The organism is Candidatus Xenohaliotis californiensis, from assembly GCF_963930935.1.
Taxonomy (GTDB): Bacteria; Pseudomonadota; Alphaproteobacteria; order Rickettsiales; family CAWVOK01; genus Xenohaliotis; species Xenohaliotis californiensis.
In genome coordinates this window covers 34,184-60,962 of record NZ_CAWVOK010000018.1, presented here as the reverse complement: position 1 = coordinate 60,962, position 26,779 = coordinate 34,184, and the positions used below count along the sequence as shown (strand labels likewise).

Annotated in this window: 26 protein-coding genes; 15 read left to right on the top strand and 11 right to left on the bottom strand. The window is 31.2% G+C overall.

Going from position 1 to position 26,779, the window contains the following annotated elements; translation table 11 throughout:
- Positions 1 to 108: 108 nt before the first annotated feature.
- The 6 genes from priA to AABI72_RS02265 form a co-directional block, all read right to left on the bottom strand.
- Complete coding sequence (gene priA / locus AABI72_RS02285) at positions 109 to 2,193, bottom strand: primosomal protein N' (protein ID WP_338363997.1); 2,085 nt, start codon at positions 2,191 to 2,193, stop codon at positions 109 to 111.
- A gap of 575 nt (positions 2,194 to 2,768) precedes the next feature.
- The gene (locus AABI72_RS02280) at positions 2,769 to 2,999 is read right to left on the bottom strand and encodes a recombinase family protein (RefSeq protein ID WP_338364001.1); all 231 of its coding nucleotides are present in this window, start codon (positions 2,997 to 2,999) and stop codon (positions 2,769 to 2,771) included.
- Between the two features lie 25 nt (positions 3,000 to 3,024).
- Entirely contained in the window at positions 3,025 to 3,255 is a 231-nt protein-coding gene (locus AABI72_RS04985; protein WP_410520597.1) for a recombinase family protein, read from the bottom strand.
- Between the two features lie 356 nt (positions 3,256 to 3,611).
- Positions 3,612 to 4,088: a universal stress protein gene (locus AABI72_RS02275; RefSeq protein ID WP_338363994.1), complete on the bottom strand. Its 477-nt coding sequence runs from the start codon at positions 4,086 to 4,088 to the stop codon at positions 3,612 to 3,614.
- Between the two features lie 25 nt (positions 4,089 to 4,113).
- On the bottom strand, positions 4,114 to 4,857 hold the full coding sequence (locus tag AABI72_RS02270; RefSeq protein WP_338363992.1) for a TIGR02186 family protein: 744 nt from the start codon (positions 4,855 to 4,857) through the stop codon (positions 4,114 to 4,116).
- A gap of 12 nt (positions 4,858 to 4,869) precedes the next feature.
- Positions 4,870 to 5,784 carry a sulfite exporter TauE/SafE family protein gene (locus AABI72_RS02265; protein WP_338363990.1) on the bottom strand — a complete coding sequence of 305 codons (915 nt, stop codon included), beginning with the start codon at positions 5,782 to 5,784 and terminating at the stop codon, positions 4,870 to 4,872.
- 192 nt (positions 5,785 to 5,976) lie between these two features.
- Between AABI72_RS02265 and AABI72_RS02260 the strand changes: the two genes are divergently transcribed.
- The 7 genes from AABI72_RS02260 (at position 5,977) to AABI72_RS02230 (ending at position 13,153) form a co-directional block, all read left to right on the top strand.
- Complete coding sequence (locus tag AABI72_RS02260) at positions 5,977 to 7,140, top strand: ankyrin repeat domain-containing protein (RefSeq protein WP_338363988.1); 1,164 nt, start codon at positions 5,977 to 5,979, stop codon at positions 7,138 to 7,140.
- Positions 7,141 to 7,800: an HAD family hydrolase gene (locus AABI72_RS02255; RefSeq protein ID WP_338363986.1), complete on the top strand. Its 660-nt coding sequence runs from the start codon at positions 7,141 to 7,143 to the stop codon at positions 7,798 to 7,800.
- A 2-nt stretch (positions 7,801 to 7,802) separates the two neighbouring features.
- Positions 7,803 to 8,582: an A24 family peptidase gene (locus AABI72_RS02250; RefSeq protein WP_338363985.1), complete on the top strand. Its 780-nt coding sequence runs from the start codon at positions 7,803 to 7,805 to the stop codon at positions 8,580 to 8,582.
- Between the two features lie 126 nt (positions 8,583 to 8,708).
- A complete protein-coding gene (locus AABI72_RS02245) occupies positions 8,709 to 10,478 on the top strand; it encodes a hypothetical protein (protein ID WP_338363983.1) in 1,770 nt (589 codons plus the stop codon).
- Positions 10,479 to 10,736: 258 nt separating this feature from the next.
- Positions 10,737 to 11,381 carry an orotate phosphoribosyltransferase gene (gene pyrE / locus AABI72_RS02240; protein ID WP_338363981.1) on the top strand — a complete coding sequence of 215 codons (645 nt, stop codon included), beginning with the start codon at positions 10,737 to 10,739 and terminating at the stop codon, positions 11,379 to 11,381.
- On the top strand, positions 11,378 to 11,869 hold the full coding sequence (gene ruvC, locus AABI72_RS02235; RefSeq protein WP_338363979.1) for a crossover junction endodeoxyribonuclease RuvC: 492 nt from the start codon (positions 11,378 to 11,380) through the stop codon (positions 11,867 to 11,869). Before pyrE ends, ruvC begins: the two co-directional genes overlap by 4 nt.
- A 69-nt stretch (positions 11,870 to 11,938) precedes the next feature.
- Entirely contained in the window at positions 11,939 to 13,153 is a 1,215-nt protein-coding gene (locus AABI72_RS02230) for a type II secretion system F family protein (RefSeq protein ID WP_338363977.1), read from the top strand.
- 6 nt (positions 13,154 to 13,159) lie between these two features.
- Here the strand turns inward: AABI72_RS02230 and dnaA are convergent, their stop codons facing one another.
- The gene (dnaA, locus tag AABI72_RS02225; RefSeq protein ID WP_338363975.1) at positions 13,160 to 14,578 is read right to left on the bottom strand and encodes a chromosomal replication initiator protein DnaA; all 1,419 of its coding nucleotides are present in this window, start codon (positions 14,576 to 14,578) and stop codon (positions 13,160 to 13,162) included.
- A 155-nt stretch (positions 14,579 to 14,733) separates the two neighbouring features.
- Between dnaA and AABI72_RS02220 the strand changes: the two genes are divergently transcribed.
- A complete protein-coding gene (locus AABI72_RS02220; RefSeq protein WP_338363973.1) occupies positions 14,734 to 14,985 on the top strand; it encodes a succinate dehydrogenase assembly factor 2 in 252 nt (83 codons plus the stop codon).
- 33 nt (positions 14,986 to 15,018) lie between these two features.
- A complete protein-coding gene (ftsZ, locus tag AABI72_RS02215) occupies positions 15,019 to 16,272 on the top strand; it encodes a cell division protein FtsZ (RefSeq protein WP_338364000.1) in 1,254 nt (417 codons plus the stop codon).
- On the opposite strand, the gene AABI72_RS02210 is transcribed toward ftsZ, so the two are convergent.
- A complete protein-coding gene (locus AABI72_RS02210) occupies positions 16,265 to 16,801 on the bottom strand; it encodes a Na+/H+ antiporter subunit E (protein ID WP_338363971.1) in 537 nt (178 codons plus the stop codon). The two genes, ftsZ and AABI72_RS02210, sit on opposite strands and share 8 nt — an antisense overlap.
- Positions 16,801 to 19,092, bottom strand: a complete 2,292-nt coding sequence (locus AABI72_RS02205) for a phosphate acyltransferase (protein WP_338363969.1) — start codon at positions 19,090 to 19,092, stop codon at positions 16,801 to 16,803. Before AABI72_RS02205 ends, AABI72_RS02210 begins: the two co-directional genes overlap by 1 nt.
- Positions 19,093 to 19,398: 306 nt before the next feature.
- Here AABI72_RS02205 and AABI72_RS02200 point away from each other — a divergent pair, with 306 nt between their 5' ends.
- From AABI72_RS02200 to AABI72_RS02185, 4 genes are all read left to right on the top strand, one after another.
- A complete protein-coding gene (locus AABI72_RS02200; RefSeq protein ID WP_338363967.1) occupies positions 19,399 to 20,034 on the top strand; it encodes a Panacea domain-containing protein in 636 nt (211 codons plus the stop codon).
- Positions 20,024 to 20,371, top strand: a complete 348-nt coding sequence (locus AABI72_RS02195) for a type II toxin-antitoxin system mRNA interferase toxin, RelE/StbE family (RefSeq protein WP_338363965.1) — start codon at positions 20,024 to 20,026, stop codon at positions 20,369 to 20,371. Before AABI72_RS02200 ends, AABI72_RS02195 begins: the two co-directional genes overlap by 11 nt.
- A 131-nt stretch (positions 20,372 to 20,502) precedes the next feature.
- A complete protein-coding gene (locus tag AABI72_RS02190; protein WP_338363963.1) occupies positions 20,503 to 21,750 on the top strand; it encodes a dihydrolipoamide acetyltransferase family protein in 1,248 nt (415 codons plus the stop codon).
- Positions 21,751 to 21,807: 57 nt separating this feature from the next.
- Positions 21,808 to 22,197: a DUF2610 domain-containing protein gene (locus tag AABI72_RS02185; protein WP_338363961.1), complete on the top strand. Its 390-nt coding sequence runs from the start codon at positions 21,808 to 21,810 to the stop codon at positions 22,195 to 22,197.
- A 615-nt stretch (positions 22,198 to 22,812) separates the two neighbouring features.
- Here AABI72_RS02185 and AABI72_RS02180 read toward each other — a convergent pair.
- Together AABI72_RS02180 and rpe are read right to left on the bottom strand one after the other, a co-directional pair.
- Positions 22,813 to 23,553, bottom strand: a complete 741-nt coding sequence (locus AABI72_RS02180) for an outer membrane protein assembly factor BamD (RefSeq protein WP_338363959.1) — start codon at positions 23,551 to 23,553, stop codon at positions 22,813 to 22,815.
- Between the two features lies 1 nt (position 23,554).
- Positions 23,555 to 24,217 (bottom strand): ribulose-phosphate 3-epimerase, encoded by a 663-nt coding sequence (gene rpe / locus AABI72_RS02175; RefSeq protein ID WP_338363957.1) that lies wholly within the window; start codon positions 24,215 to 24,217, stop codon positions 23,555 to 23,557.
- A gap of 486 nt (positions 24,218 to 24,703) precedes the next feature.
- Here rpe and AABI72_RS02170 point away from each other — a divergent pair, with 486 nt between their 5' ends.
- Together AABI72_RS02170 and tolQ are read left to right on the top strand one after the other, a co-directional pair.
- On the top strand, positions 24,704 to 25,630 hold the full coding sequence (locus AABI72_RS02170; RefSeq protein WP_338363955.1) for a hypothetical protein: 927 nt from the start codon (positions 24,704 to 24,706) through the stop codon (positions 25,628 to 25,630).
- A gap of 400 nt (positions 25,631 to 26,030) precedes the next feature.
- Positions 26,031 to 26,738 carry a protein TolQ gene (gene tolQ, locus AABI72_RS02165; RefSeq protein ID WP_338363953.1) on the top strand — a complete coding sequence of 236 codons (708 nt, stop codon included), beginning with the start codon at positions 26,031 to 26,033 and terminating at the stop codon, positions 26,736 to 26,738.
- Positions 26,739 to 26,779: the final 41 nt, after the last annotated feature.

Below are 26,779 nucleotides of genomic sequence, written 5' to 3'. Positions count from 1 at the left end.
TAGAACTTAAGTTTAGCATATTTTTAATATGCTCCGATCAGTGATAATGACAATCCATGGTGGAAAGAGTTCTTTAACAGGAGTTTTTTACTATTTGGATGTTATTTATTAAAAAAAGTTATTTGGATCCATATCAACAGATAAATCACATTGCTTTTTTTTTGATAAACTTTCCATTTTTCTTCCCATCTTTTCTGCCACTTGTTTAAGTGATATATGTTTATCTGCATACATTTTAATTTGATATCTATATTTTTCTTTAATCTTGTAATAAGGAGATTCTTGAGGTTCATGGATGCAATCTGGTTCTTTGACTAAATTTTTCACGTAATTAAATAGATTATTGCTAAGATTTGCTGCATCTTGCTCATTTTTGCAGGTTATTGTGAATTTTGCACATTTGGTAAATGGTGGCTTCCTATATTTTCTTCTAATATTAATTTCAGTTTTATAGAATTCATCATAATTCATTGTTAGTATAGCTTTTATTAAATCACTTTCTGGATTAAATGTTTGGATAATTGCCTTGCCTTGCTCACAACCCCTGCCTGATCTGCCAATTGCCTGATGTAATAACTGACAAATTTTTTCATTAGCCCTAAAATCCCCTTTGGATGCCTGAACCTCTCCATCTACTACAATAACCAGTTGTAGATTAGGAAAATTGTGACCTTTTGCTATAATTTGTGTACCAATAAGTATTTTTGTGTTATTTTTTGTTGCTTTCCATATCCAATGTAGTTTATCCTGCTTTGTTTTAATATTGTCACTTGTTATTAACATAATATTTTCTTCTGGGAAGATAGCTTTCATTTCTTCTGCAAGTGACTGCACTCTTGATCCAAAAGATATAAGCCTACCTTTTTGTTGGCACTGTATGCATTCTAATTTTGTTATATCGCTGTAAGTCTTGATTGTTGTATTGCATTGGTGGCAAATCAGATTATATGATTCTTTAGTGTCATTTTTATGTATTGTGGCATTTATTGAACAATTTGGACATTGCATGATACATGAACATGAAGAGCACTTTAGTACTGTTCTCCAGCCTCTTTTATTTAGCAGCAATAAGACTTGTTTTCTTTGAGCAAGCATGTCTTTGATTGCTGTAATTACCTCTGGCATTAACATTGATTTATTTTGTTCAATTTTAACAGCTGATACATATGGTAAGCCAGAGTAAGGGCGACTGGTGATTTTAATTATTGCATATTTACCAGCTTCAACATTGTAAAGACTTTCTACTGATGGTGTAGCACTGCAAAGAACTATGGCAAAGTTTTCTATATATCCCCTTAAGACAGCCATATTGCGTGCATTATATAACATTCCAGAGTTTTGTTTATATGATGGGTCGTGCTCCTCATCAACAATAATGGCATGTAAATTATTGTAAGGCAGTAAAAGAGCTGATCTTGTGCCAACTATTATTTTTATATCTCCACTAATTATTTGACTAAATGTTTCACCTTTGGAAGATGATTTTGAACTCCAAATTGCTATCTCTAAGTCCATTGCAATTTTTAACTGCTTAATTGCTTGTGATATCAGGGTGATCTCTGGGACTAAAATTAATATCTGAGCTAATGGGTTTTTTTGTAAAAATTTTTTTATACAATATAGATATATTTCTGTTTTACCAGAACCAACTACACCATAAAGCAATGTAGTAGAGTAGCACTTATTGGATATAGCAGAGTACAGTTTATTTGCTGCATTAAGTTGTACATCAGATAAATTTGTGTTTGTGCTGTTTGTATGTTTTATAGTTTTATCTGCTAAGGTTAGAATTTTTGGCTCTTGTGGTAGCATTGCAGAGAGAGCTTTGTGTATTTCTATATGATTATGGTATGCAAATTTACATAAAAATTTTAGATTGTTTAAATTGATTTCATAAGGAAATGTTTGTTCTACAGGAAACACTACATAGTTTTTTTTGCTACTATCCTCACTTATAATTACCCCTAAAATTTGTTTTTCTCTGATTTTGATTTTTACTATTGTGCCAATTGCCATCTCTTTTTCTGTTGAATATGTTAGTTCATTTTTTTGATATTCTTTGATTGGCAGCCTCATTGCTAATAAAGCTTTGTAGTAAGGTGATATGTTTTCTATTGAATGTGTTAATTCATTTTTCTGATATTTTTTAGTTGATAGTTTTAATGCTACTAAAACTCTGTAGTAGAATGGCATGTATTGCATTTAAATTATACATACTAGCATTATATGCTTTCCTCATGTGCCTACAAGATATTTACATTTGTAAATTTGTTTTTACTTGTTATGTGGCTACAATATGTTTGTTTGAGTTATTTGTTCAATGGATTTTTACATGCATTTCTGTAATGTTTTTAGATGTTAGTGCTATTTGTTATCAGTGCAGAGTTATTGTTTCAGTATTTACATTAGTGCATGTCACAAGTATCTGTGCACTGTTTTGCCAAAGTTGTTGTCAGTTATAATTAGGTAATGCATTTCTATAGGATGGTAATTTTCTTCTTTGAATTGCGCTAATGTGTTAATGTGCAGCTACTAGGTAATACTGTTCACTGTCCTCATTAATGTTAAACTTACTTTCAGATTCTTTTAAAATGAACGCTTGCAGGCTTGAAGTTTGGGTCATTAATTTCTCCATCATAGTATGACTGTGTTAATGTTTTCATACCATATCAATGCATTGTTGAATAGAAAGTAGTTCTATTTATTTGTAGTTTATCTGCTATCTGTTTAATCTGTAACCATCTGTTTATATAGAGTTTGTAATACTTTCATACTACTGGCTCATCAAGAATTCTATTTCTATCAATGTTTGCTCTTTGCTCTGGCGTGAGATTGTCAATGCGTTCTTGGGCTCGTTTTCGTGCAAAGTCACGCTCAATCTCAGCAATCAGAGCAAAAAATTTTATCATTGCGCTTCCCATTGCAGTGGTAGTATCTATTCCAAAGTCCAGTGCTTTGAAGTGAGCCTTCTTGTCGGTAATCGTATTGATTATTATCAGAGTATCTATTGTCTTCTAGCCAATCCTATCTAAAGTGAGTGACCACTACATCATTCTCTCTAGCGGTGTCTAAAAGCTGATCTAGCCCGGGTTTTTTGTATTTGGCTCCTGAGATTCTATCGCGAAAGATTCTCACGCAGCCTTCTTTGGTGAGCATGCGAATTTGAGTAGTTAAATCTTGGTTTTGTTTCGAAACAGGTGCATAGCCAAGTAGCCTACCTTGGCATGCTGTTGATACATTTGGACTCTTGATCATATTTTTTTTGATATTGCTATTATCCTATTTTATATCCAAATATAATGTCAAGTATTTTACAAAAAAATTTAATTTTTTACTAAAATTTTTTGTAGATAGGGGAAATTGTTTGGAAATAGTTTGCAAACAAGAAATTTTTTTGTAAGAGCAAAAACTATATAAAAACACACGCATGTTTTATATATGCATGGACGCATACGTAAAATGATCAATCAATTTACGCATAAACTTAACTTACGTCTTGGTTTGTGGTATAGCGTAGAATACAAATAATTTTTTGAAAAGATTTACAGTTTTTTATGTTTGCATAGTTTGTTGATACAGATTGCTTTCATTAAATGACTATTGTTTAATATTTAATTATTTTCATAGAGTTCTCTTATTTGCTGATCTGTTAAATTACTTGGTGCCAATGTTATTGGTATAGTGAGCTGATCTTCAGTTTTGTTAAATATATTTGTTAATGTTTGTTTAGACTCACTGTCGCCTATTCCTAGAACTACCATCATAATTTTATCATCATTTGAAATTGACTGTAGAATAGCTTCTGCCATGGTTCCTTGTAACACTTTACATATAATTTTTACTTCAGGCCATTGTTTAGTAATAGTGATTGATTTTTCCATTACACCCTGTGCCTTTTCTTCCATTTCTTTTTTCAGTGCATTGCCAATATAGGGGAATTTTTGCGCATCACTAAAGTTTGCAGTGCCAATCATTTCAACTATGGCATCAACTTTTGATGCATGGGTGCATGATAGTTTAATTGCTGTGGCTGATTGCCCTGAATCATCAACACAAACTAATATTTTTTTTATATGATCATTTTTCATATTTTTACCCAAGATGATATTGCATTTAATAGTCTTTAAATAGTGTGCTGCCAATCCACCCTATTAATACTCCCATAGTTACAGCTAAAATTCCATAAAATATTGACCATTCACGTGAGAATTTGAATATAAGCGCACCAATTCCTTTGTCCTCAATATGTATTGGTAGTATTTTTATTTCTCGTAATATATTGTTCTTAAATAAGAAAATTTGTGAGCTGTATGTTCCAAGTGGTATATTATGTGGGAATGATAAATTTTCCTTAAATAATTTATTATCCAGTATTTCTACGCTTTGTTTTCTATCTATATATAATCCACTTTTAACTCTTAATGTTAAAAAAGCATTAATAAAATCTTTATCACTGGTTAATGTTTGGTTTTTTTTAGAGAGATGTTTTATGTTGACTGTAATATTTTCAATTCCTATTCCCAAATTTTTTAATGTTATTTGATTAAATTCTGACAGTGGTTTTGTGCTTGCTATGTAATAAAATGACTCTATGTCTTTAATATTTCTTTTTTCTTTAACTATCCAGATGCCAGCAGTATGTTCTTTTTTTAAGATGTTAATATTTTTTTTCACACCTTTTACTAATATTATTATATCTTCATCAGGTTTTTTAGTGCCAAATATTAATAGATCAATACCATTAAAATCTGAGCCTATATTTACAAAGTCATTTGATATATCAACAGCCAAATCGCCTGCAACAATCCAAGGTGTAATTATGATGGTAAGTATTAATATGAATGTTGATATGTGCATTATTGTGTTGGTTTATAATTCAATCATGCTATATAGATTAGTTGGTTTCACTGTTAATTTTAGTATTAATTTTAGCACAAAGCCAAGCATTATTAATGATAATAATGAGCGTAACACTTCTGGCGGTATTTTTGCATTTATTTTGTAACCAATCTTAGAGCCAAAAAGTGAACTAAGCATTAATGGTAGCAGTAGTAATATATCTACATTATTTAAATAGATTGCCTGTGTTATGGTGAGCAGAGAGCAAACAATCATGGTATTATAGTATGTTGTGCCAATAACCAGTGTTGTTGGTATTCTTAATACATAAGTTAGCGTGGGTAGCATGAGAAATGCTAAGCTAATTCCAGCTAGTGATAAAAGAAATCCTGAGATGAAACCTATAATAACTAAAGCCATTGCACTAATTTCTATTTTGCCTTTAATGAGATATACTTTAAATGGTAGTTTTTCTATGAATTCAAATATTTTATTTTTTTTAGCGGTATTTTTAGTATTTTTTTTGTTGGCAATTGATTTTATACTTTCTATACACATACTAGTTCCAATTGATCCCAATACTAATATATAACAAATTGATATTACTATATCAGTCCAGCCAATTTTCGTGAGAAAGGTAAATACTTTAGTGCCAGTTAGCATACCAGTAATTGTGCCAATTAACATCAAGCTGCCAAGTTGAAAATCTACGCTATTTTTTTTGTGATATGTCATCATACTGCTAAATGATGGTGTAATGCTTTGTCCATTTGATGATGATACTGCATATTTTGCTGGAATTCCCATGAATATTAGAGTAGGAATTACAAAGAAACCAGAACCAACACCAAATGCACCAGAAAACACACCACTTAGCAAGCCAACAAATATTATCTTGCTTAGGCTAATAGATGCTTTAATTATTGGTAGATATATTTGCAGCATAGTGCATTAGCTAAATTTGCTGATTATAACAATATAACACATATTATTTTTTTGACAATATGCTTAGCATGTCTAAATAGAGCTAGTGTTTAGGTTTGTTTTTGCTACTTGTTTGCAAAATATTGTTAATGATTGTATAAATAAATTTTGTTATACCACTATTTTTAATTTATGTTAACTTAGGTAGACTTTATGGTGCGTTATTTTTGTTTTTTGATATTATTTTTACCACTGTTTTATTCTATTGAATTGCAGGGGCAGGATGCTAATGCTGATGATATGTTGTTAAACTATTTAGATGACGAAGCATCTAGCATGAAAGATGAAAATCAAGATTCTCTGACAGAGTTGACTCATAGTGTCAAAGATGGTAATGCACTTGGTAATGCACTAGATAAAAAAATAGACACAAAATCTTTAGACAATTCTGCTCCAGCTAAATCCCAAGCTATATTAGATAAGAAAGAAACTATTGTGCCATTAGACTATATAGGAGCTGTTAATGCACCTTTGACTTGGAAAGGACGAAAAAATGATGTTAAAAGTTCTGAAAAAGTAAAGGTGCCAGATAAGACAGTGGAAGCATCTGATAGCTTGAAGAATAATGCTTCTGCTAGTGCTATTAGCATAAAAGATATAGAAAAACTTAATCCTATTCCTAATGCAACATCAAAAATACAGGGTAGTAAAATATCATCTGCTAAAAACATAGAGCATAATACTAAGTCTAATTCCAACACTGATCATGATATGCAATCTAGCTCCTCAGTTAACATAAACCAGCAAATATCAAAAGTACCTGTAGTTAACAAGACTAAGAATTCATTGACAGATATGAATGGATTTAGTGCCAAGGTTGCCACAGACAATAGAATTGTTGTAGATCATAGTAAGGAATTGATTGAAGCTGATGCTGAGAAAGGTTTTTTCGATTGGTCTGGAAAGCTTAGAAAGCCAAAGAAAAAATTGCATGTACCCAAGCCAATTATGAGCAATTTATCGCCACTTGTATATAAGAAAAAATACAACAATGAAAATGCTCACCTAGGTAGGGCTATTTATTCTGATGATTTAAAGTTAATGATTTTTGCTGCTATAGCTGATCATAACAACCTTGCCATGTCTTATTTAATTGATATTATTGGCGGCACGGAAGTTTATATGGGCAATACAGGTGATACACCATTAATATTTGCTGTTAAAACTGACAATACTGAAGCAGTACGTACTTTATTAGCTAAAGGTGCACATTTGACAGTGAAAAATAAAGCAGGTTTTGATGCACTTTCTATTGCCAAGAAAATGGGAAAAATAGGCTTAGCTCATGAGATAGAAAATTTGTTGATTGGAGGTTAAGTGGAAAGATTGCAAAATATTGAATATCCATCTGCAATTTTGTTTGATTGGGACAATACATTGCTTGATTCATGGTCAACAATACATAGTTGTTTATTGGATACTCTTAAAGAGTTTGGTAAAAAATCATTTAACATGCAAGAAACAAAAAAGTTTGTATCGTCTGCAAAAAAAGATTATATACATGATATATTTGGTGATAATGCCAATGATGCACTAAAATTTTATAGGAAATGTTTTGTAAAACATGCTGATGATTTAGTGCTCTTGCCAGGTGTAAATGAGATGCTTGATTTTTTACAAATGCAAGATATTACTATGTCTATAGCAAGCAATAAGCATGGCATATTGCTTAGAAATGAGATTGATAAATTGGGATTAGAGAATTATTTCAATAAGATTGTTGGTGCAGGTGATGTCTTAAATGATAAACCTGCAAGAGATCCAGTTGATATGGCAATGCCAACTTCATTGTATGCAAGAGAAAAAGTTTGGTTTGTGGGAGATAGTGTGATTGACATGGAGTGTGCATATGTATCTGGCTGTGTACCAGTATTATATAATTTAGAAGATGGTGAGTATGATTCAACCTATAAACCAGTGGCTATTGTGCATGATCATATGGATTTAATTAAATTATTGCAATCATTTGATAAATAACTATGTATACCCCAACACTAATTAATATCAATATTGATACAATTAATGTGCAAAATAACTTTAATGCCTCTGGTGCATTAATATTTTCTATATGCATAATGTTTGTTGTTTTTACTCTTAGGAATATATTTTATAATCCTGAGAATGAAGATGTGTTATGGGGTTTTTGTCAGAAGTGTGCTAGCAAAGTTGGCTTTTTTGCATCAAGATGCAGAAAATGTGGAAGAAATTCTTTTAATATAGGAATTATATTTTTAATGCTGTTAGCACCATTGACCATAATCCCTATACAATATAATTATGGCATGGGTTATAATAGTATTTTGTTGTTCATTTTATTATCTTGTATTGTGGCAATCATAATAACTGATTGTTCACACTATATTATACCAGATATGGTGCATGTTATTATTGCAATTGTTGGATTGTTGTTTGTTTATTTTAATCATGGCTCACTTTATAAATCAATTTTATCCTCTATGTTTTGTTTTGGCTTGGGCTTACTATTATTTTTTTACTATTATTTTTTTAGAAAAATTGAAGGCTTAGGTTTTGGTGATGTAAAGCTGATGGGTGTTTTAGGAATTTTTTTGAATATGCCAGGTATTCCAGTGCTGTTTTTTATGGCAGGTGTCTTGGGTCTTGTTAGTGCTGTTTTATGGAGATTTTTTGGATATGGTAAATTTTTCCCTTTTGGTCCATCTTTGATTGTATCATTGTTTTTATGTCTACTTTTTCCTGTGCATTTTAACAATATTATGCAGTTAATTTTATATGGCTAGCACTATCAATTAATTGTTTTTTGATATTTTTTCTGTAATTAGTTTAATACTCTATATTTTATAGTAAATATTAACATGAGAAGTTTATTAACAGTATTTGTTTTACTTTGCACATTGACAGGTTGTATGCACCCTGGCACATTAGAAAATAATAAAAAACTGCCTTCTAACAACCATAAAAATGAAGAAACTTCTTTGGATTTAATAACAAACATGGATAGTGACATGTCTATTTTAGGCAGTCAAATGTTTATAAAACCAGTATTGGAAATATTTGATGAGCCTTTTGAAGGTGCAGATAAGTTAATATCTGTTGCTGTTGATTCTGATGTTCATGTGCGCGATTTGATTAGAGAAATTAGTGATTTAGCAAAAATTGACATTAATATTGATCCTAGTATTGATGGTAGGATGATAATGAAAGTTCATGATCGTAAGGTCTCAGATATTTTTAAACAAATAGCAGATAAGGTTCATATTAGATATTATGTTGAGGATGGTATAGTTTATTTTGTGCGCGATGATCCATTTATTAAACATTATAGGCTAGACTTGCTTAATATTGTGCGTAATGCAAACAATACATTTGATGTTAATACAAAGGTGCTAGGTTCTGCTGATGAGTCTGGCAATGAAAACGTTTCTGGTGCAAGTGGATCATCTAATAATATTAAAGTTGAATATAAAGATGATATATGGAATTCAATTAAGAGTGATTTAGAAGAAATTTTAAGTAAGTATGATGCTTTATATAGTAGCATTGATAACTATCAACGTTCTTTTGGCGGCGCTTTTATTGAAAAAGTTAATAATGTTAATGATGATTCTGCAGTTAGTAAGGCAAATATTGAAAATAACAGTAAGATTATTATAAATAATATGCCTAGCTCAGTTTCTATTAGTAAACAAAGTGGTATTATAACTATTTTTACATCTTATAAGTCACATAATGAAGTTGCAAAGTATATTGATAAAATTCGTAGAAAGCTTAATTCACAAGTTTTGATAGAAGCCAAAGTAGTTGAAGTTTCTTTGAAAGATGTATATTCAACTGGTATAGATTGGACTGTTTATGATCCTAATAATTTAAACAATGTAGCAGATAGAGATAATTTTCAAAATAGTAGACGCACTGCATTTGGCATAGATCCTGCTAGTGCATTGGAGACAGCTCAAGAAGAAAAAGGTGGATTTAGATGGAAAAGTATTGTCAGTTTACTTGAGAATAACAGTATAAGTGCTAATTTAAATTGGTTACAGGTATTTGGTGAGACCAGAATAGTGTCAAGTCCAAGAATTAGTACTATCAATAATCAGCAGGCTGTTATAAGTTTTGTGAAGAATTTTGTATATTTTGACACTAAAGTTACTGAGGAAGACATTGATAGCAATGATAGCAATAACACAACTGCTGATACCAGAAGATTTACTGTAGATAGCACAATTAAAACTGTTCCTGTGGGTATTATATTATCATTACAACCAAGTATTGATCTTGAAAATGGTGAGATATCTCTTAATTTAAGACCATCAATATCACGTATAGTTGATAATGTGCAAAATCCTGCCACAGAATATGCAATTGCTAAGAGTGGTATTACTACTGAACTGAGAGGTGCAAGCAATGTGCCAGTTATAGAGGTTAGAACTATGGATTCTATGGTGAGAGTAAAGAATGGCGGTGTTATGGCAATTGGTGGACTGCATGAGAGGCGTATAGAAAACAAGGATAATGGTATGCCAGTGTTAGGCAAGTTACCTGTTATTGGTAATTTATTTAAAACATCTTCTAAGCAAGTTGAAGAAGTTGAGACTGTAATACTTATTAAAGCTACTATAAGAGAAGATGGTCATAATGCAGATCAATTTTCAATAAAGCATTGGAGTACTAAATAGAATATAGATTTATATATTAATTTGATTGAGAGTTAGTTTATTAATATGAAATTATTTTAAATGGATGTACTAACAATTGCTATCAATAAGTTTAGCTGTAATATAATTCTAAATATGCCATGATTTATGTATTTGATTTAATGACAGCATATTTTAGCTAATAACCTATTTATTAGTATTTATAAAGTGAACTGTTTCTGTTTGCAATACTATTTTCTATGTTTATAATAATTTGTTAGACTAATTCTGTTGGTTGTTATGGCTGATTTATTAGAGTATCAAGCTCTTTGTTGGGAAATTGCAAGTGGCAAGGATGTTGAGGAAAATGTTTTTAGATTGCTAGAATGTTTGAATGTAGTAATAAAAGGTCATTTTTTGTTATCATCTGGTTTGCATAGTGATACTTATGTGCAGTGTGCCAAGCTTTTTACATACCCAGATGTTGCAGCTATTATTTGTAATGCATTATATGGCAAGCTAATAAAGGATTTTAGCAATGCTAAGATTGATTTTGTTGTTGCTCCAGCATTGGGTGCCATGCTTTGTGGTTATGAATTAGCAAGAGCATCTGGTGCTCATAATATTTTTTGTGAAAGAAATGCCCAAGATGTTTTTGAATTACGGCGTGGTTTTTATATACCAGAAAATTCAGTGGTTGTTATTGTAGAAGATGTTGTTACATCTGGTAAGTCTGTACAAGAAGTATTGTGCTGCTTAAGTGATTATAAATGTAATATAATAGCAATTTGTTCAGTTATTAACAGAAGCAATGGTAATCCATTTAACTATCCACTTTGTTCTTTGATAAATATGGACTTAAAAACTTATGATGCAAATAATCTGCCAGAGCATCTTATTTCCATGCCATTGCATAGACCTGGCAGTAACTTTAACAAAACATGAGAGTTATTGGTATTGATCCAGGTAATCAATCAACTGGATGGTGTGTCTTAGATTATGATCATGCACAATTACCATCTTTTGTTGATTTTGGTATTATTAAAACCAATGTTAAATTTAGTTACATAAAACGTTTATTTTTTATACACAATGCTATTAATAATGTAGTTAATATTTACAAACCATTGCAAATGGCTACTGAAATATCTTTTTTGAACAAAAATCCAAGATCATCCTTGTCATTGGAGAGATTAAGAGGTGCTGTTTTATTGACTTCTGCAATTTTAAATCTTGAAGTTTTTGAATATCATGCTTGTAAAATTAAAGAGGTCATTGTTGGCTGTGGCCATGCCAGCAAAGATCAAGTGCGCTATATGGTGTGTAAAGAGCTAGACATTGAAAACAAGCCAATTAAGCATGATGCATATGATGCATGTGCAATAGCAATGTGTCATATATATATAACAAGAAGCATTATATCATCTATTTAGCTTATAGTTTAGTGATTGTTAACTTTTTTTTACTAATTTTTATAAATCTATATCTTTGGTTATTCTTACATGCCACTTTATAAGTATAAAGCAATTAACAGTAAATCAAAAGTTACTTATGGTAAGGTTAGAGCTGTAAATCTTAATGATTTGAGAGAGAAACTGCAAAACATGAATTATCAGTTGCTTGCTGCAAATATAAAAAATGAATTTAGCTACAGTTCTTTTGGTAAAGGTTTTAAAGAGCATCATATTATTGATATATTTGTGCACTTAGAAAAGATTATGGCTTTAAATATTCCACTACTTGAAGGATTATATGATGTTGTTGCAGGAACTACTTCCAGTAAATTAAAGAATATTGTAAATGAAGTAAGAAATGCTGTTTCAGATGGTAAAATGCTTCATGAGGCTTTGGCATTGTATCCTAATGTTTTCAGCAGTGTTATAGTTGGCATTATAGGCGCTGGTGAAAAAAGTGGTAATATTGTAGAAATATTGCATTACTTAATTAAATATATGCAATGGAAGTTAGCTGTTAAAAATAAATTATTAAGAGCTACGTACTATCCAATTGTTTTATTAATAATGGCGTTAGGTGCACTAGTGTTCATGTTTATCAAGGTGCTACCTAAAATGTTAAGTTTTTTACATGAGCAAGATATGATAATCCCTTTTTATACTAGGGCATTGATAGCAACAGCTGGCTTTGTAGCACATAAATGGTATTATATTATATTGTTTGTAGCATTAATTACTGCTATACAGTATTTTACACTTAAGTTTTTTAATAAATATCTTTATTGGTGGCATTTTTTTAAGCTGAAGTTGCCAGTGTTAGGGAATCTTGCTTTGAGGCTTGATATATCATATTTTTCTTATCTTTTTGCTGTGTCATTAAGAAGTAAGATTGGTGTAATAGAAGCATGTGATATTGGTGCCAGTGTAGTGAATAATTTAATTGTAAAAGATGCAATGCAGGATGTCAAGACCTCTGTTACTAATGGCAACCCATTATCATCTTCACTTGAGGTTTCAGGTTATTTTCCTGAGATGGTGGTAAAGTTGGTAAAGATTGGTGAGACAACAGGATCATTGCCAGAGATGATGGAAAAAATTGCAAATTATTATGATGAGGAAGCAAAATTAATAATAAATAATTTAGCTGCTACTATAAATCCAGCAATGATTATGTGCATAGGGCTACTGCTTATGTGGATAGTTATTGGAGTTTTTGGTCCAATGTATCAAAATCTTGGTCATATGATCAAAGAATATCAATAATACTTATTAGCATTGATGCAAGTGTTTACGTATTGCTTCTAGTTTTTGGTCTATCTGCACATCTGTTTGCTTGAGTTTTACTATCTTCCTGCAAGCATGTATAACTGTAGTATGATCCCTGCCACCAAACTCACGTCCAATTTCTGGAAGACTTTTTGTAGTTAGTGTTTTGGATAAATACATTGCTATTTGACGTGGAATAGTTACACGTCTTTCGCGAGATGCACTGCATATGGCTGAAGTAGTGATATCAAAGTATTCTGCTGTTTTGCACTGTATATCTTTAATTGTTACTACAATGCGAGTAGCAATAAGCATATCAGAAAGTATTGACCTAGTATTATCTATAGTTATATTAGTATTGTTGTATTTTGCATATGCCACAACTCTGTTTAATGCACCTTCTAGCTCACGCACATTTGACATAATATTACTAGCTAAATACTCTAATATATTATCCGGTATATGAATTGGAATGTTGCGTATTTTTGATTGTAATATGCCAAGTCTGAGTTCAAAAGTTGTTGCATTTACATCTACTACTAATCCACAATTAAGACGCGATCTAATTCTTTCTTCTATGCGTTTTAGCTCACATGGTGGTCTATCTGCGGAGAAGACTAACTGCTTATTGCTATTAATTAGTTCATTGAATGTGTGAAAGAATTCCTCCTGTGTGCCTTCCTTGCCACTAATAAACTGTATATCATCAACCATTAACACATCGGCTGAGCGAAAATATTCCTTAAAGTCAAAAATATTTTTGTTTCTTAATGAGTTTATAAAATGATACATATAACGTTCTGCTGATAGATATACAACTCTTTTTCTAGCATTGTATGCTTTGATATAGTGACCAGCTGCATGCATTAAGTGAGTCTTGCCTAATCCAACATCACCACGTAAAAAAAGTGGGTTACTGTTTGGCATTGGGCCATTATTTTTTGCCATTGCATATGCAGCATTGAAGGCAAATTCATTTGGTTTTGCCACTACAAAGGAATCAAACGTAAATCTTGGATCTAGTGGTGAGGAGAAATTATTTGCAATCTCTATGGTATTTATAGAGTTATTACTATAATTACTATTGCTATGGGTTTTTATTTTACTTTGAGATGTTTTGTTAGATGGCTTACTGCAATTTACTTCAATACAGATATTATTTATATTGCTGTTGTTGTTCTGCCATTCTATTAGAATATCATTTGTATAATGACGTTCTACATAGTCTTTGGTCCAATAACTTGATGATACAAGAATAATTTTGTTGTTTTCAGTGCTTTTGAAATCCAAGTTGTTTAACCAGCGTGATGTGAAACCAAGGTATTTACTTATGATTGATTTTTTAATCTGAGCCCACAACAAATGTTCATCATTTGATATAGTTGATTGATATTGGTCAGTATTTTGCAGAGCAATTGACATAATTTGTAGCACCTTACTTTTTGTACTTTAATCAAAATACATGCTAACTTGATGGTATCAAGTGCTTTGTTTTTGCCAAAGCAAAATAAAAATATTGACAAGTCTTCACCATGTTAAGACACTAGCCCTTGTAGTTGTTTGTTATATTTTGCTATATGAATGAAAGGAAGAAAAAGATGCTGTATAATAGTATTAACAGGGGTTGTAAAGAAGTAGAACTACTCCTTTCTGAGTTTGCATTGACAGAGTTATCACATATGAGCAATGATGATTTAAATGAATATGAGACTTTATTACAGATGAATGATTGTGATCTATATAATAAATTTATAGATATTTTTAACAATTTGGATAAAGCACATGGAGTTTTAAAAAAAATAATTGCCTTTAATACTGAATTAAGATAATTTTATTTTAATAGTATGGATGGTGAAGGATTGATGGCTATCAGCATAGGTGTGCCAGATGGTAGTTTTAATACACCATGTATTAAAGTTATTGGTGTTGGTGGTGCTGGCTGTAATGCTGTTAACAATATGATTGAGTTTGGTGTTAAAGGTGCTGAATTTGTGGTAGCAAACACAGATGCTCAAGCTTTAACCCATTCATTGTGTGAATCTACTCATCGCCTTCAACTTGGAGCATGTGCTACACGTGGCTTAGGAGCTGGCTCAAATCCAGAAATTGGACGTATGGCTGCTGAAGAGTCAATTGATGATATTACTTCTCATTTAGAGGGAGCTAGTATGGTTTTTATAACTGCTGGTATGGGTGGTGGAACGGGAACAGGGGCAGCACCTGTAATTGCAAGAATTTCTCGTGAACTTGATATTCTTACTGTTGGTGTTGTAACAACTCCATTTGATTTTGAAGGATTGCGTCGCAAAAAAATTGCTATGCTGGGTCTTGAAGAGATGGAAAAGAATGTTGATACATTAATTATTATTCCTAATCAAAATTTATTTCGTGTTGCTAATGAAAACACAACTTTTAAAGATGTATTTAAAAGAGTGGATAATGTTTTGCGAGATGGGGTTAATAGTATCACTGCTTTGATGGTCAATCCTGGTTTAATTAATCTTGATTTTGCTGATATTAAATCTGTTATGCAAGGCAAAGGTAGAGCAATGATGGGCACAGGCGAGGCAAGTGGTGACAACCGTGCAATGTTAGCAGCAGATTGTGCTATTTCTAATCCATTATTAGATAATAATTCCATGAAGGGTGCTAAAGGTGTTTTGGTTAATATATCTGGAGGTGATGATTTAACATTATTTGAAGTTGATGCTGCTGTTGGTTGTATAAAAGAAGAAGTTGATAGTGATGCAAATATTATATTTGGTTCTACTTTTGATGAGTCGCTGAATGGATCAATTAAAATTTCTGTTGTTGCTACTGGTGTTGGCAGTGAAAAAATTGAGTCGCGTTTAAAGACTTTTACAGGTTTTCATCTTGAAGAAAAAACTGACACCCCAGTGTCTTTTGATGATGTTGGTGCAGACAGTGATGCATCTGATCTTGTATCTGATGAGACCAAACAGGACATAAGTAATTTATTGAGCATGGTTGCTGATGCTAATGCTAGATCTAAAAAAGCTAAGGAGCTTGCATCTGTTTCTGCTGATACTGATATAAACAATGACTCTATAGATATTCCAGCATTTATGCGTAGGCGTGGTAAGAATGTTAATTAAATTTAGATATTTTTTTATTTTTTTGTTTTGTGCCAGTAACTCTCATTATTTGAAGGTTGAATTTATCTAATTCTTTTATAGCATCTGCTGTTGAATTAATATCAAGTGCATGTATTCTTATCTTGCTTATTCCTTGTTCAACGATACTGATAGTTCCAGGTGTTAGTGTTATTGAGTTTGACAGCATGGTGATTCCAAGATTGGTTTTGCTGTTTGGTTTAGTTTCAATTATCATAGGATTAATAGATGCTTTACGCCATATAAGAGTAGCTACCTTTAAGCTGGAAAGAATTATTTGCCATAAAAGCCATGGAATATAGAGAAATATATAAAATGATATTTTGAGTTGTGGTCTAAATTTTTTTTGATTTGCATAAGATTTACTGGAGATTTTTATTATTCTGTACATAAACTTAACTATTGCTGCAGATACTGCAATGCCAATTATGGTAGATGTGATTGTTGCATGTCCAATAAGTGCCATCCAATAAACAAGCAACACTAAAAGTATAGTTGTATTATATAACATTATCTATTCTCTGGTTGTTTACTGTCTACATCATTAATGTCATCCATGTGTGCTGTGGCCCATATTGCAGCATTTATAATATCATTCATTTTTGAATCCATTTCCAGTATTTGCACTGAATGCAAAGTACCAACTAGCATTGGCCCAATCACCTTTGCACCTGCCATTTCTTTTATAGTTGCATGAACAGAATTTGCAGTTAGCATATTTGGCATAATTAATATATTGGCTGCTGCTGTAAGCCTGCAGAATTGGTATCGATTTTTTATTTTATCATAGTTTAGAGCAATGCTAATTGACAGCTCTCCATCATGCTCAAATGTAACATCATGTTGCTGCAAGATTTTGTTAGCTAATTGAATTTTATCATAATTTTCAGATTTATGAGAACCAAAGTTGGATGAGTCTATAAAAGCAACTCTTGGTATAAAACCAAGATTTTCTACTTCTTTAGCAGTTAGAATAGCCATTGAAGCCATTTGTACAGCAGTTGGATTTTTTATTACATTTGTATCAGTGATAAATATTGTTTTGTCTGCAAATGCATTCACTGTCATTCCAAATAATATTTCTTTTGAATCATCTGGATTGGCTAGTACGCTGCATATTTCATTTAATGCTTTATGATAATTTCTTGTTAAACCAGCAAGCATTGCATCGCCATGACCACATGCCAACATGCAAGATGCAAAGACATTACGTTTATTTTTAACAGCACGTGCACAATCTCTTAGAAGAAAGCCATGTCTTTTAAGCTTGTTGTAGGCATAGTCAATGTATAGATCATTGTGTGGTGAAATTGCTGCATTAATAGTTTTAATACCATTTTTATTTTTAATACCTAAGTTTTTCATTGCTTTTGCTATTTTAGCACAATCACCAACTAGTATTGGCTGTATATATCCATTTTCATATAACTGAGATGCAGCTCTAATTACGCTATATTCTTCACCTTCTGCAAATATAACTTTTTTACGCTTGCTTTTCGCCATTGCATATAGAGTGTTTAATGTTGTCAATGCTGCATCAGTTGAGTGCATAAGTTTTTCTTTGTATTTTTCTATATCTACAGGTTTTCTGGCAACGCCTGTTTCAATTGCTGCTATGGCAACAGCAGTTGCAACTGTGGGCAACAATCTTGGGTCAAATGGCGATGGTATTATATAGTTGGTTCCATATTGCATCTCTATATTTGGATAGGCTCTTATGACTTCTTCAGGTACAGTTTCTTTGGCAATGCCAGCTATGGCTTTTGCTGCTGCTATTTTCATTTCTTGATTTATTTCTTTTGCCCTAACATCTAAGGTGCCACGGAATATGTATGGGAAGCACATTACATTATTAATTTGATTTGGGTAATCAGAGCGGCCAGTAGCAATTATTGCATCAGGGCAAGTGCTTATTGCTAATTCTGGCTTGATTTCTGGATCTGGATTGGCCATAGCAAATACTATTGGTTGTTTGGCCATGGTTTTCAGCATTTCTGGTAGCAACACATCTTTTGTGGATAGCCCAAGAAAAACATCTGCACCAATTATTGCATCGGCAAGAGTTCTTGCTTTTGTATTTAATGTAAGCTTTTCTTTTAAATAATTCATATTTTCTTTGCGTCCTTTATAAAGAACACCTTTGCTATCACAGTATACTATATTTTTTGACTTAACACCCATGGCTTTTATGAGCTCACCACAGGCTATTCCTGCAGCACCTGGGCCATTTATAACAATTTTAATTTCATCAAACTGCTTATTGGTTATTTCTAGTGCATTAATTAATCCAGCAACAACTGTGATTGCCGTGCCATGTTGATCATCATGAAATACTGGAATATCTAGTATATTTTTTAATTTTTTTTCTATGGAAAAACACTCTGGTGATTTAATATCTTCAAGATTAATGCCACCCCAAGCTACAGATATTTTTTTGACAATTTGTACAAATTCTTCTACATCAGTAGAATCAATTTCTATATCAATTGCATCTATATCAGCAAATTTTTTAAACAACACTGCTTTACCTTCCATAACTGGTTTTGATGCAGCTACACCAATGTTTCCAAGTCCTAAAACTGCTGTCCCATTTGTAATAATGGCAACATAATTTCCTTTTGATGTGTATTCATAAATAGTCTCAGGATCTCTTACAATTTCTTGACATGGTGCAGCAACTCCAGGGGAGTATGCCAAAGATAGATCCATTTGAGTTAGTAATTGTTTGGTAGGTTTTAATGAAATTTTTCCTGGTCTTTTTCCAGAGCGATGGAAATGCAATGCATCTTGATCAATGCCCATTTGAAGTATAATGAGATAATAAAATTGAATATTATAACTTATATGCTTTGTAGTCAATTGTATCTTCAGTAGTTCAATCTTTGATTTATTGAGTATTGTGTTATCTATAGGTTTATTATTTCCATTATGAAGACAGAGTAAAAACATAAGCAATCAAAAATATACAATAATAATTAATTATTAAATATTTTTTACACAGCATTAATAGAATAAAATAATTGATATATTTAATAACAATAGCTTTTAGTTTTTCAGAAGCAGAGAGTATTGTATTATATAGAAATATAATGAGCAATGGTACAAGTTATGTATTATGATAATAAATCCACTGATGATTCTATTAAATCTAATGTGATTGCTGATTTTTTTATAAAAAAAGTTAATAAAAATCTGGAGAAAGAAGAATCTATTACACATTTGAAACTACAAAAAATATTGTACTATTCTTATGTCTGGTACTTGGTGTTGAAAAAAAAGAGAATTTTTGAAGATCCAATTGAAGCTTGGCCATATGGTCCTGTTATCAGAAGTCAGTATGATAGATTGAAAAAATATGGATCTAATAATATAACGTTAGATGCCATTGAATCATCTGCTGATATTGCATCAGATGATCTAGTAGTTTTTCTGGATACAATTTGGGATGCATATGGGCAATATAGTACAGGTAGATTAGTAGAGAAAACACATGAAGAAGCACCATGGCAAGAAGTTTGCTGCAATAAAGATAAAATTATTACTGATAATGCAATTGAAGATTTTTATGCATTAGAAAATATATCTGCATTATTGCCTGAAAATACAATAATCAGACAAGGTGATGATGGTTATGAGATGCTTGTTTTAAAAAAAGAAATAGTTGATGCAATTAATACTCCTGATAGTGATTGTGAAAAATTTGATATTGAAGAATTATATAGAGAAATTGAAGATGATATCTAGGTGCTTAGAATTAAAACAAGACATAGAAGATTTTAAAAGCATACTTGATGATTCTAGGATAGAGGTAATAATGTCATCTGAATTCAGAAAGAATTTTAAGAATATTTCTCATGATGTGAAGAATGATTTGCAAAAGTTGTGTGATGTAATAAGTAAGATTCACATGGGAAAGTTAGATTCTAACCATAAAGAGCATAAATGGAATGGAAAGGTTGGAAATGAGAAAAATTGTAGAGAATGTCATGTTAAAGATGATTTGTTATTGATTTATAAGAAAAAAGACTCAGGTTTAATAAAGCTTTTAGCTCTTGGAAGACACAGTGATTTTAAAAAATAGAGTTAAATTGTATTAGTTATGAGTAAGTTTGACTCATTTATTGTATTAGGTGTAGTTATGTGACCTGTTGCAAAAAACATAAGCCTTTACTACAATGTTTTATATGTAAATTATGTTAATGTGGAGTTTATGTGCCAATAGAGATCCTGATGCCAGCTTTGTCACCAACAATGAAAATGGGAAAAATTGTTGATTGGTCTAAAGCCGAGGGTGATGCAGTATCTCCTGGTGATGTTTTGTTTAAAGTGGAAACTGACAAAGCTGTTATGGAGGTAGAATCCTCTGATAAAGGAGTGCTTGGTAAGATTATTGTTGGTAATGGCACTGAAAATGTTTCTGTTAATTCAGTGGTGGCAATGTTGCTCACAAGAGGAGAGAATCCTGATGTTTTGGATAATATAATAGCAGATTTGAATAGAGATAAGCTATATGAGAAAAATGGTAATATAACTGAGAAATCCATTAATGATAATATAGATTGTCTTAAGACAGTATACAGAGATGAATCTTGTGGTGATCGTATTTTTGCAACACCTTTGGCTAGGAAAATTGCCGCTGATAACAATATCAACCTTTATCAAGTATATGGCAGTGGTGATCATGGCAGGATAGTTAAGAGCGATGTTTTGGATATTTTATCCAATGATGTAAATAACATGGTATCATCAGCACACAATTTAAATACTCATAGTGACTTAAGTATTAGTGAACCAGATAATATGCGCAAAGTTGTTGCTGAGCGTTTATCTTTTTCTAAGAGAGAAATACCTCATTTTTATCTAACTATGGACTCTATAGTAGATAATTTATTATTGGCTAGAGCAAAAATTAATGAGTGTGCAGGTGATGTTGGGCTTAAAGTTACAGTGAATGATTTAATTATTAAAGCTGTAGCACTATCATTAAGCATGCATCCCGAGATGAATGTATCTTGGCGTGAAGATGGTAAGATTGTTCATTATAAAGATGTAGATATTTCTGTTGCTGTGTCAATTAAGTCTGGTTTAATAACTCCTATAGTTAGAAAGGCTGATCAATTACGATTGATTGATTTATCTAGAGAGGTTAAGAGATTAATTAAATGTGCACAAGATAATGCATTAAAATTGGATGAATTTCAAGGAGGTAGTTTCACTATTTCAAATATGGGAATGTTTGGCGTAAAAGAGTTTCAAGCTATCATTAATCCACCACAATCTGCTATACTAGCTATTGGAGCCGCAGATAAAAGAGTAGTTGTAGTTGACGATAAGATGGTTATAAAATCTGTTTTGACATGCTCATTGTCGGTTGATCATAGAGTAGTTGATGGTGTGGTTGCTGCTAAATTTGCAAAGACATTAAGAAGTTTTTTGGAAAATCCATATAAAATGATTTAATTAATGTTTGTTATGTTAGTTTTGTATATAGATTGTTAAATTGAAGTGCTGCTGTTTATGAAAAAATTTAGTTTACCTTGTAGTTTTAATGGTCAAGTTTCTCCATTTGTTGTTTATGTTGGAGAGCCCAAGAAGGATGCACATCCTTTGCAAAATCAGTCATCATGGCTAAGTAAAGAGAGAGGTGGAGTTATATCTGCAGTTATTATGAGTAGTTTGGATAAGTTACATAAATTATCTCAGAAAAATCACGTATCTTTTGAAGAGCTTTGCGTATATGCAGTTACACTTGGTAAGAGGAGTGGTGGGGCTGATGATAATAGCAGTGGAGGTTCTGGTTATGAGTCTAGTGATGAGAGCTCTGATCATTATTCAGATGTAAACAAAGAAGAATCAAATATTCATAAATCTGATGGAAATGATAATAGCTTTAATGAAGATGAGTAATTTGTTGTAACGTTGGTTCCACTAATTGTACAAAATATGAGCTATTGTTATTGAAAAATTGATTTTGTAGATTTTTGAACTGGTTTTCATTATAAGAGTTCTTAACTTTGTCTTTAGGTATTATCTAGATAAAGAATTACTGATATTTGTTAAAAGAAAGAGACAAAATAGGTGATGTGCATGATCTATTTCTTTAGAAGATTGGAACATGGATCAGCATTAGGTCATAGTATAGTTTATTTAGTGAAGTTGCTGGTTAATGCTATAATTAGTGCAATTCATACTGCTAGATTTGTTTTATTTCATATTAGTATAAGTAATGACTATAAACATAGATATATAAACATATTATCAGCTTTATTAATCAAGGTCTATTGTTTATAGACAAGCTTTAATGTTGACATAGGGTTTATTCAGCCATCTTATGGCAATTCATCCATTTTATTGATTAATAGATTTTTGATTTAATATTAATAATGTTTACTAGAATGCACTATGAGAGTTAATAATGATAGTCTTATTTTTTTTAGGAACAGGTAATTTGTCATGGACATTAAATATTTTTTAAAAAAATTTACTGTAACTCAGGCTAATCTGTAGCTTGTAACTATTATTTCAATTGTTGTTGTTTTGCATGTTATTGTTTTTTTTTGTATATCTTTTATATAGAATGTTTGTATATACTTCAGCTCTATCATTAAAGCCTAAATTTTTATAAGAGATAATAATATACTGGAGTGCAGTTGTGACGTTTTTGCTATCAGGATATTGATTTACTATATCTTGCATTCTATTTATAGTGGCTTGATATTTTTGTTTTTTAAAGTAAAACAAACCAATCTCTATAATTTGATTTGCTGTTAGTTGGTTTATAATTTTTAGTCTTTGTTTAATATCATTGATATATATACCATTTTGGTCTTTATTATATAGATATTCTAACTCTAGTTTTGCTTTTGATAGCATAGAAATGTCTGTGCTATTTATAATAGCATTATGGAAGCTAGCTAAAGCCATTAAATATAATGCATACAATGAATACTGTCCACCAGGATAATTGTTTATATAGTTTTGTGCTGCAGTATAAGCATCTTGATATTCACGATTTTTATAGTGGATATATGCACTAACTATTTGTCCCTTGAGTGAATAATTTGAGAATGGATAGCTTACCATAAGATTTTTAAAAATTTCTATGGATTTTGTGTTTTTGCTATGTTCCTTAATTTGTTTAATGCCATTTGCATAAAGCAATTCAGGTGGTTTGCTGATTACCTGTTGTTTTCTTACGGCTAGGCAGCTATTTGAAGAAATGCTAATTATTAATACGATCAATGCAAAAATTTTTATTTTCATATTAGATACCTCGTAGGTTTTCAATGTTTTTTTTGTAATCTTTTATGCCTTTTTTAAAAATTTCAGTGCCAGCAACTAATACATTGGCGCCAGCTTTAACTGCCATAGTAGCTGTATCAATATTAATGCCTCCATCAACTGATATGTCAATATCAGGATTTAGTCTTATGGACATTGATTTTGCTTCACTTATTTTGCGTAGTTGTGAGTTAATGAATTTTTGTCCTGCAAATCCTGGATTAACAGTCATTATGAGCAATAGGTCTATATCTGTCATTATATATTCAAGTACGCTAACAGGGGTTGATGGTGTAATTGCTATTCCAGCTTTTTTACCATGTAGTTTAATTTGGTTAATTATGTTGTGCAGATGTGTTACTGCTTCATAGTGCACTGTTATTATGTCAGCACCAGCTTTTATGAATTCATGTATTAAATTTTCTACTGGTGTGGCCATAAGATGAACATCAAACACAGCATTACTATTGCCTCTTATACTGCTTACTACACATGGACCAATTGTTAAGTTGGGTACAAAGAAGCCATCCATAACATCTATGTGTATATAATCTGCACCAGCTGTGGTTACTTCCTCTATCTCACTTCCAAGTGATGCAAAATTAGCAGATAATATCGATGGAGCAATTTTTATTTTCCTACCCATTTTAATTTACCTTATGTAGATATTGCTAACATTGTATTATTAGTGCATGAGTTTGGCAATGGACAAGCTATTTTATTATAGACAGCCCCGCTTCTTCTTTAGGCTGGTCTATATGCTTAACTGAGCATATCTATAATTAGTTAAATAGTATTTATTCAGAATTTTTTTATTATTTAGAATAAAATGTAAATCTTACTTTATAAGAACCAGAGGCAGATAAAACAGTATTTTATTAATGTATTTCTATTGAACTTATCAATAATTATTCAAATTTTTTATCTTTTTGATTAAATTAACAGCATTATGTATTTTATAATTTTAGTAGAGTCTTTCAAAAGTTTTTAGCTTCTTGAGTGCATACTATATGTTTATGTATAATATAGTTTATTTGTGTAAATTTTTGTAGTTTGTTATTTAAATAAAATATTAATTATTTATGATTAATATTTTAATTAATAATTATTAATACTAGCTTGGTAAATATTAGTGCATAAGAATCTAACAGTAAAAGATAGCAATACAATGGTTTTACACCTTGGCAATGAGGTGGCAAAGAATAAGTGGGATGATCTATTTATTTCTAATCATAACATGGTAAGTCATCTTATTTTGTCAAGTAGTGTTGCTATTGATTATAAAAAAAATAATTTTAATGGCTTGTACGATGTAGTGCTATCCAATGATCAAGATTTTTTCTATTCTGATGCAGAGAAAATATTAGAACGTATGTATACTAATAATATAGGTGAGAGTGCTTGGTATGGTGCTGGTTACAAGGAGGCTTTTAACAAGTTGATTGCTGATGATAGAGTTTTTTTGCCTATTCATAACCCATCATTTGCTATATATTTTAGTCATGACAATTTGATTTTAAAGTCAATAGGCATAGATAATATTGCAAAGAATGATTTAGCAGTTGCTTTAGTAAAAAAAATAAAATTGTCTTTAGCTGATAGAAATGATGTTGTTCATCACATTCATAGTGTTAAGATTGAAGTGTTTAATAACTACATTGTGTTCCATGGTTTTGCGGCTCTTGATAATTTTGTGACTTTTTTAGTTGAAATTTTGAGATCATTGTCAAGTGTCTCAGATGATGTAAAAGATAAGTTATTAGAAATATCATTAGTAAATTTTCTCAACAAAGAGATAGCAAACTTGAAGGTTATTTTACAACATTCAAGTAGTCATCCACTTTATAAGCATAGGATAGCAGCATTAATTTTAATTGATGTGTTTGAATCTATGAAAAAGAAAAAAATTGATAAGTTGTCTAAGAGTGATTTAATTACTCTTAGTGATGCATTTCATGGGGTTGATGCATTTGAGAACACTCCACCAATTATAATGCGTAGTGTTGTTAAGTTGCGCTACAGATTTACTGATTTAGTTGCTAAAATTATAAAAAATTAACTTTATGTGACTAGAGTTTGAGGATTGATGAATGGATCAGCTGTTTTAGAAAGAATTTTCAATGAGCTTGGTCATATTAATATAATGGTCTATCTATTGAAAAAATAAGACTGATGGATTTTTTACAGATAGTGGAGAGCTATATTTTGCATTAAAAAAAATTTTAGATGCTCCAGCTTAAGGTCAGTTAAAGATGTGGATATACAGCCATGAAGGCTTTACAGAGAAAAGGACAAGTTTTATTCTTGCATTTTTGAAGCAAATTTGCTCAGTTAATGTCCAATCACTAAGCTCTATTGGTAGCGGTGATCAAGTTTATTAATTTTTTCCAAGTGTTGCATTTTTTTGAGTCTTTGTTTATTGTTATATATATTTATTTCCACATAGATTGTGTAGAGTTATGGGTATTAATCAGTATGTTAGTTTAGGTCTTGTATCTAATTCACTCACAGGTGATATGGGGATCTTCAAGATGTTTGGTGGTGCAACCACTATGGTTAAGGTTGTTATTGTGACTTTGGTTTTTACTTCTATTGCATCATGGTCAATTATTTTTAATAAGCTAATTATTTTGCATGGAAAGTCAAAGGCAATGGATGATTTTGAAAGAAAATTTGGCAAAAGTGAAGACGTTAAGGATTTTTATAATAAATTTTCATCTGTGCAAAGTGGTTTTTTAGCTAAGGTTTTTAATAATGGTTTTAAAAAGATAGAGTCTTGTGCTGGTATTGATGAGAAAAAGAATTTTGCTATTAGGGAAGCTCATAATACAATGCTTTTAACAGCTGAGAGAGAGCTTAGGAATGCTGAGTGTAATTTGTCAATATTAGCTACAGTAGCATCAACCAGTCCATTTGTTGGATTGTTTGGTACTGTTTGGGGAATTATGACAAGTTTTCAGGCAATAGCTAGTGCAAAAAATACATCAATAGCTGTTGTGGCACCAGGTATTGCTGAAGCATTATTGGTAACAGCAATTGGTTTGTTTGCTGCAATACCAGCACTTGTTTTTTATAATAAATTTTCTACTGATATTGATAAGATGACTACTAGGATAGATCATTTTATTGAAGCAGCAAGCATTAAGCTTGAGAAGTTTGTTGATTGATTGTTTTAATATTATTTACATATATTTAGTTTTTTTTATTT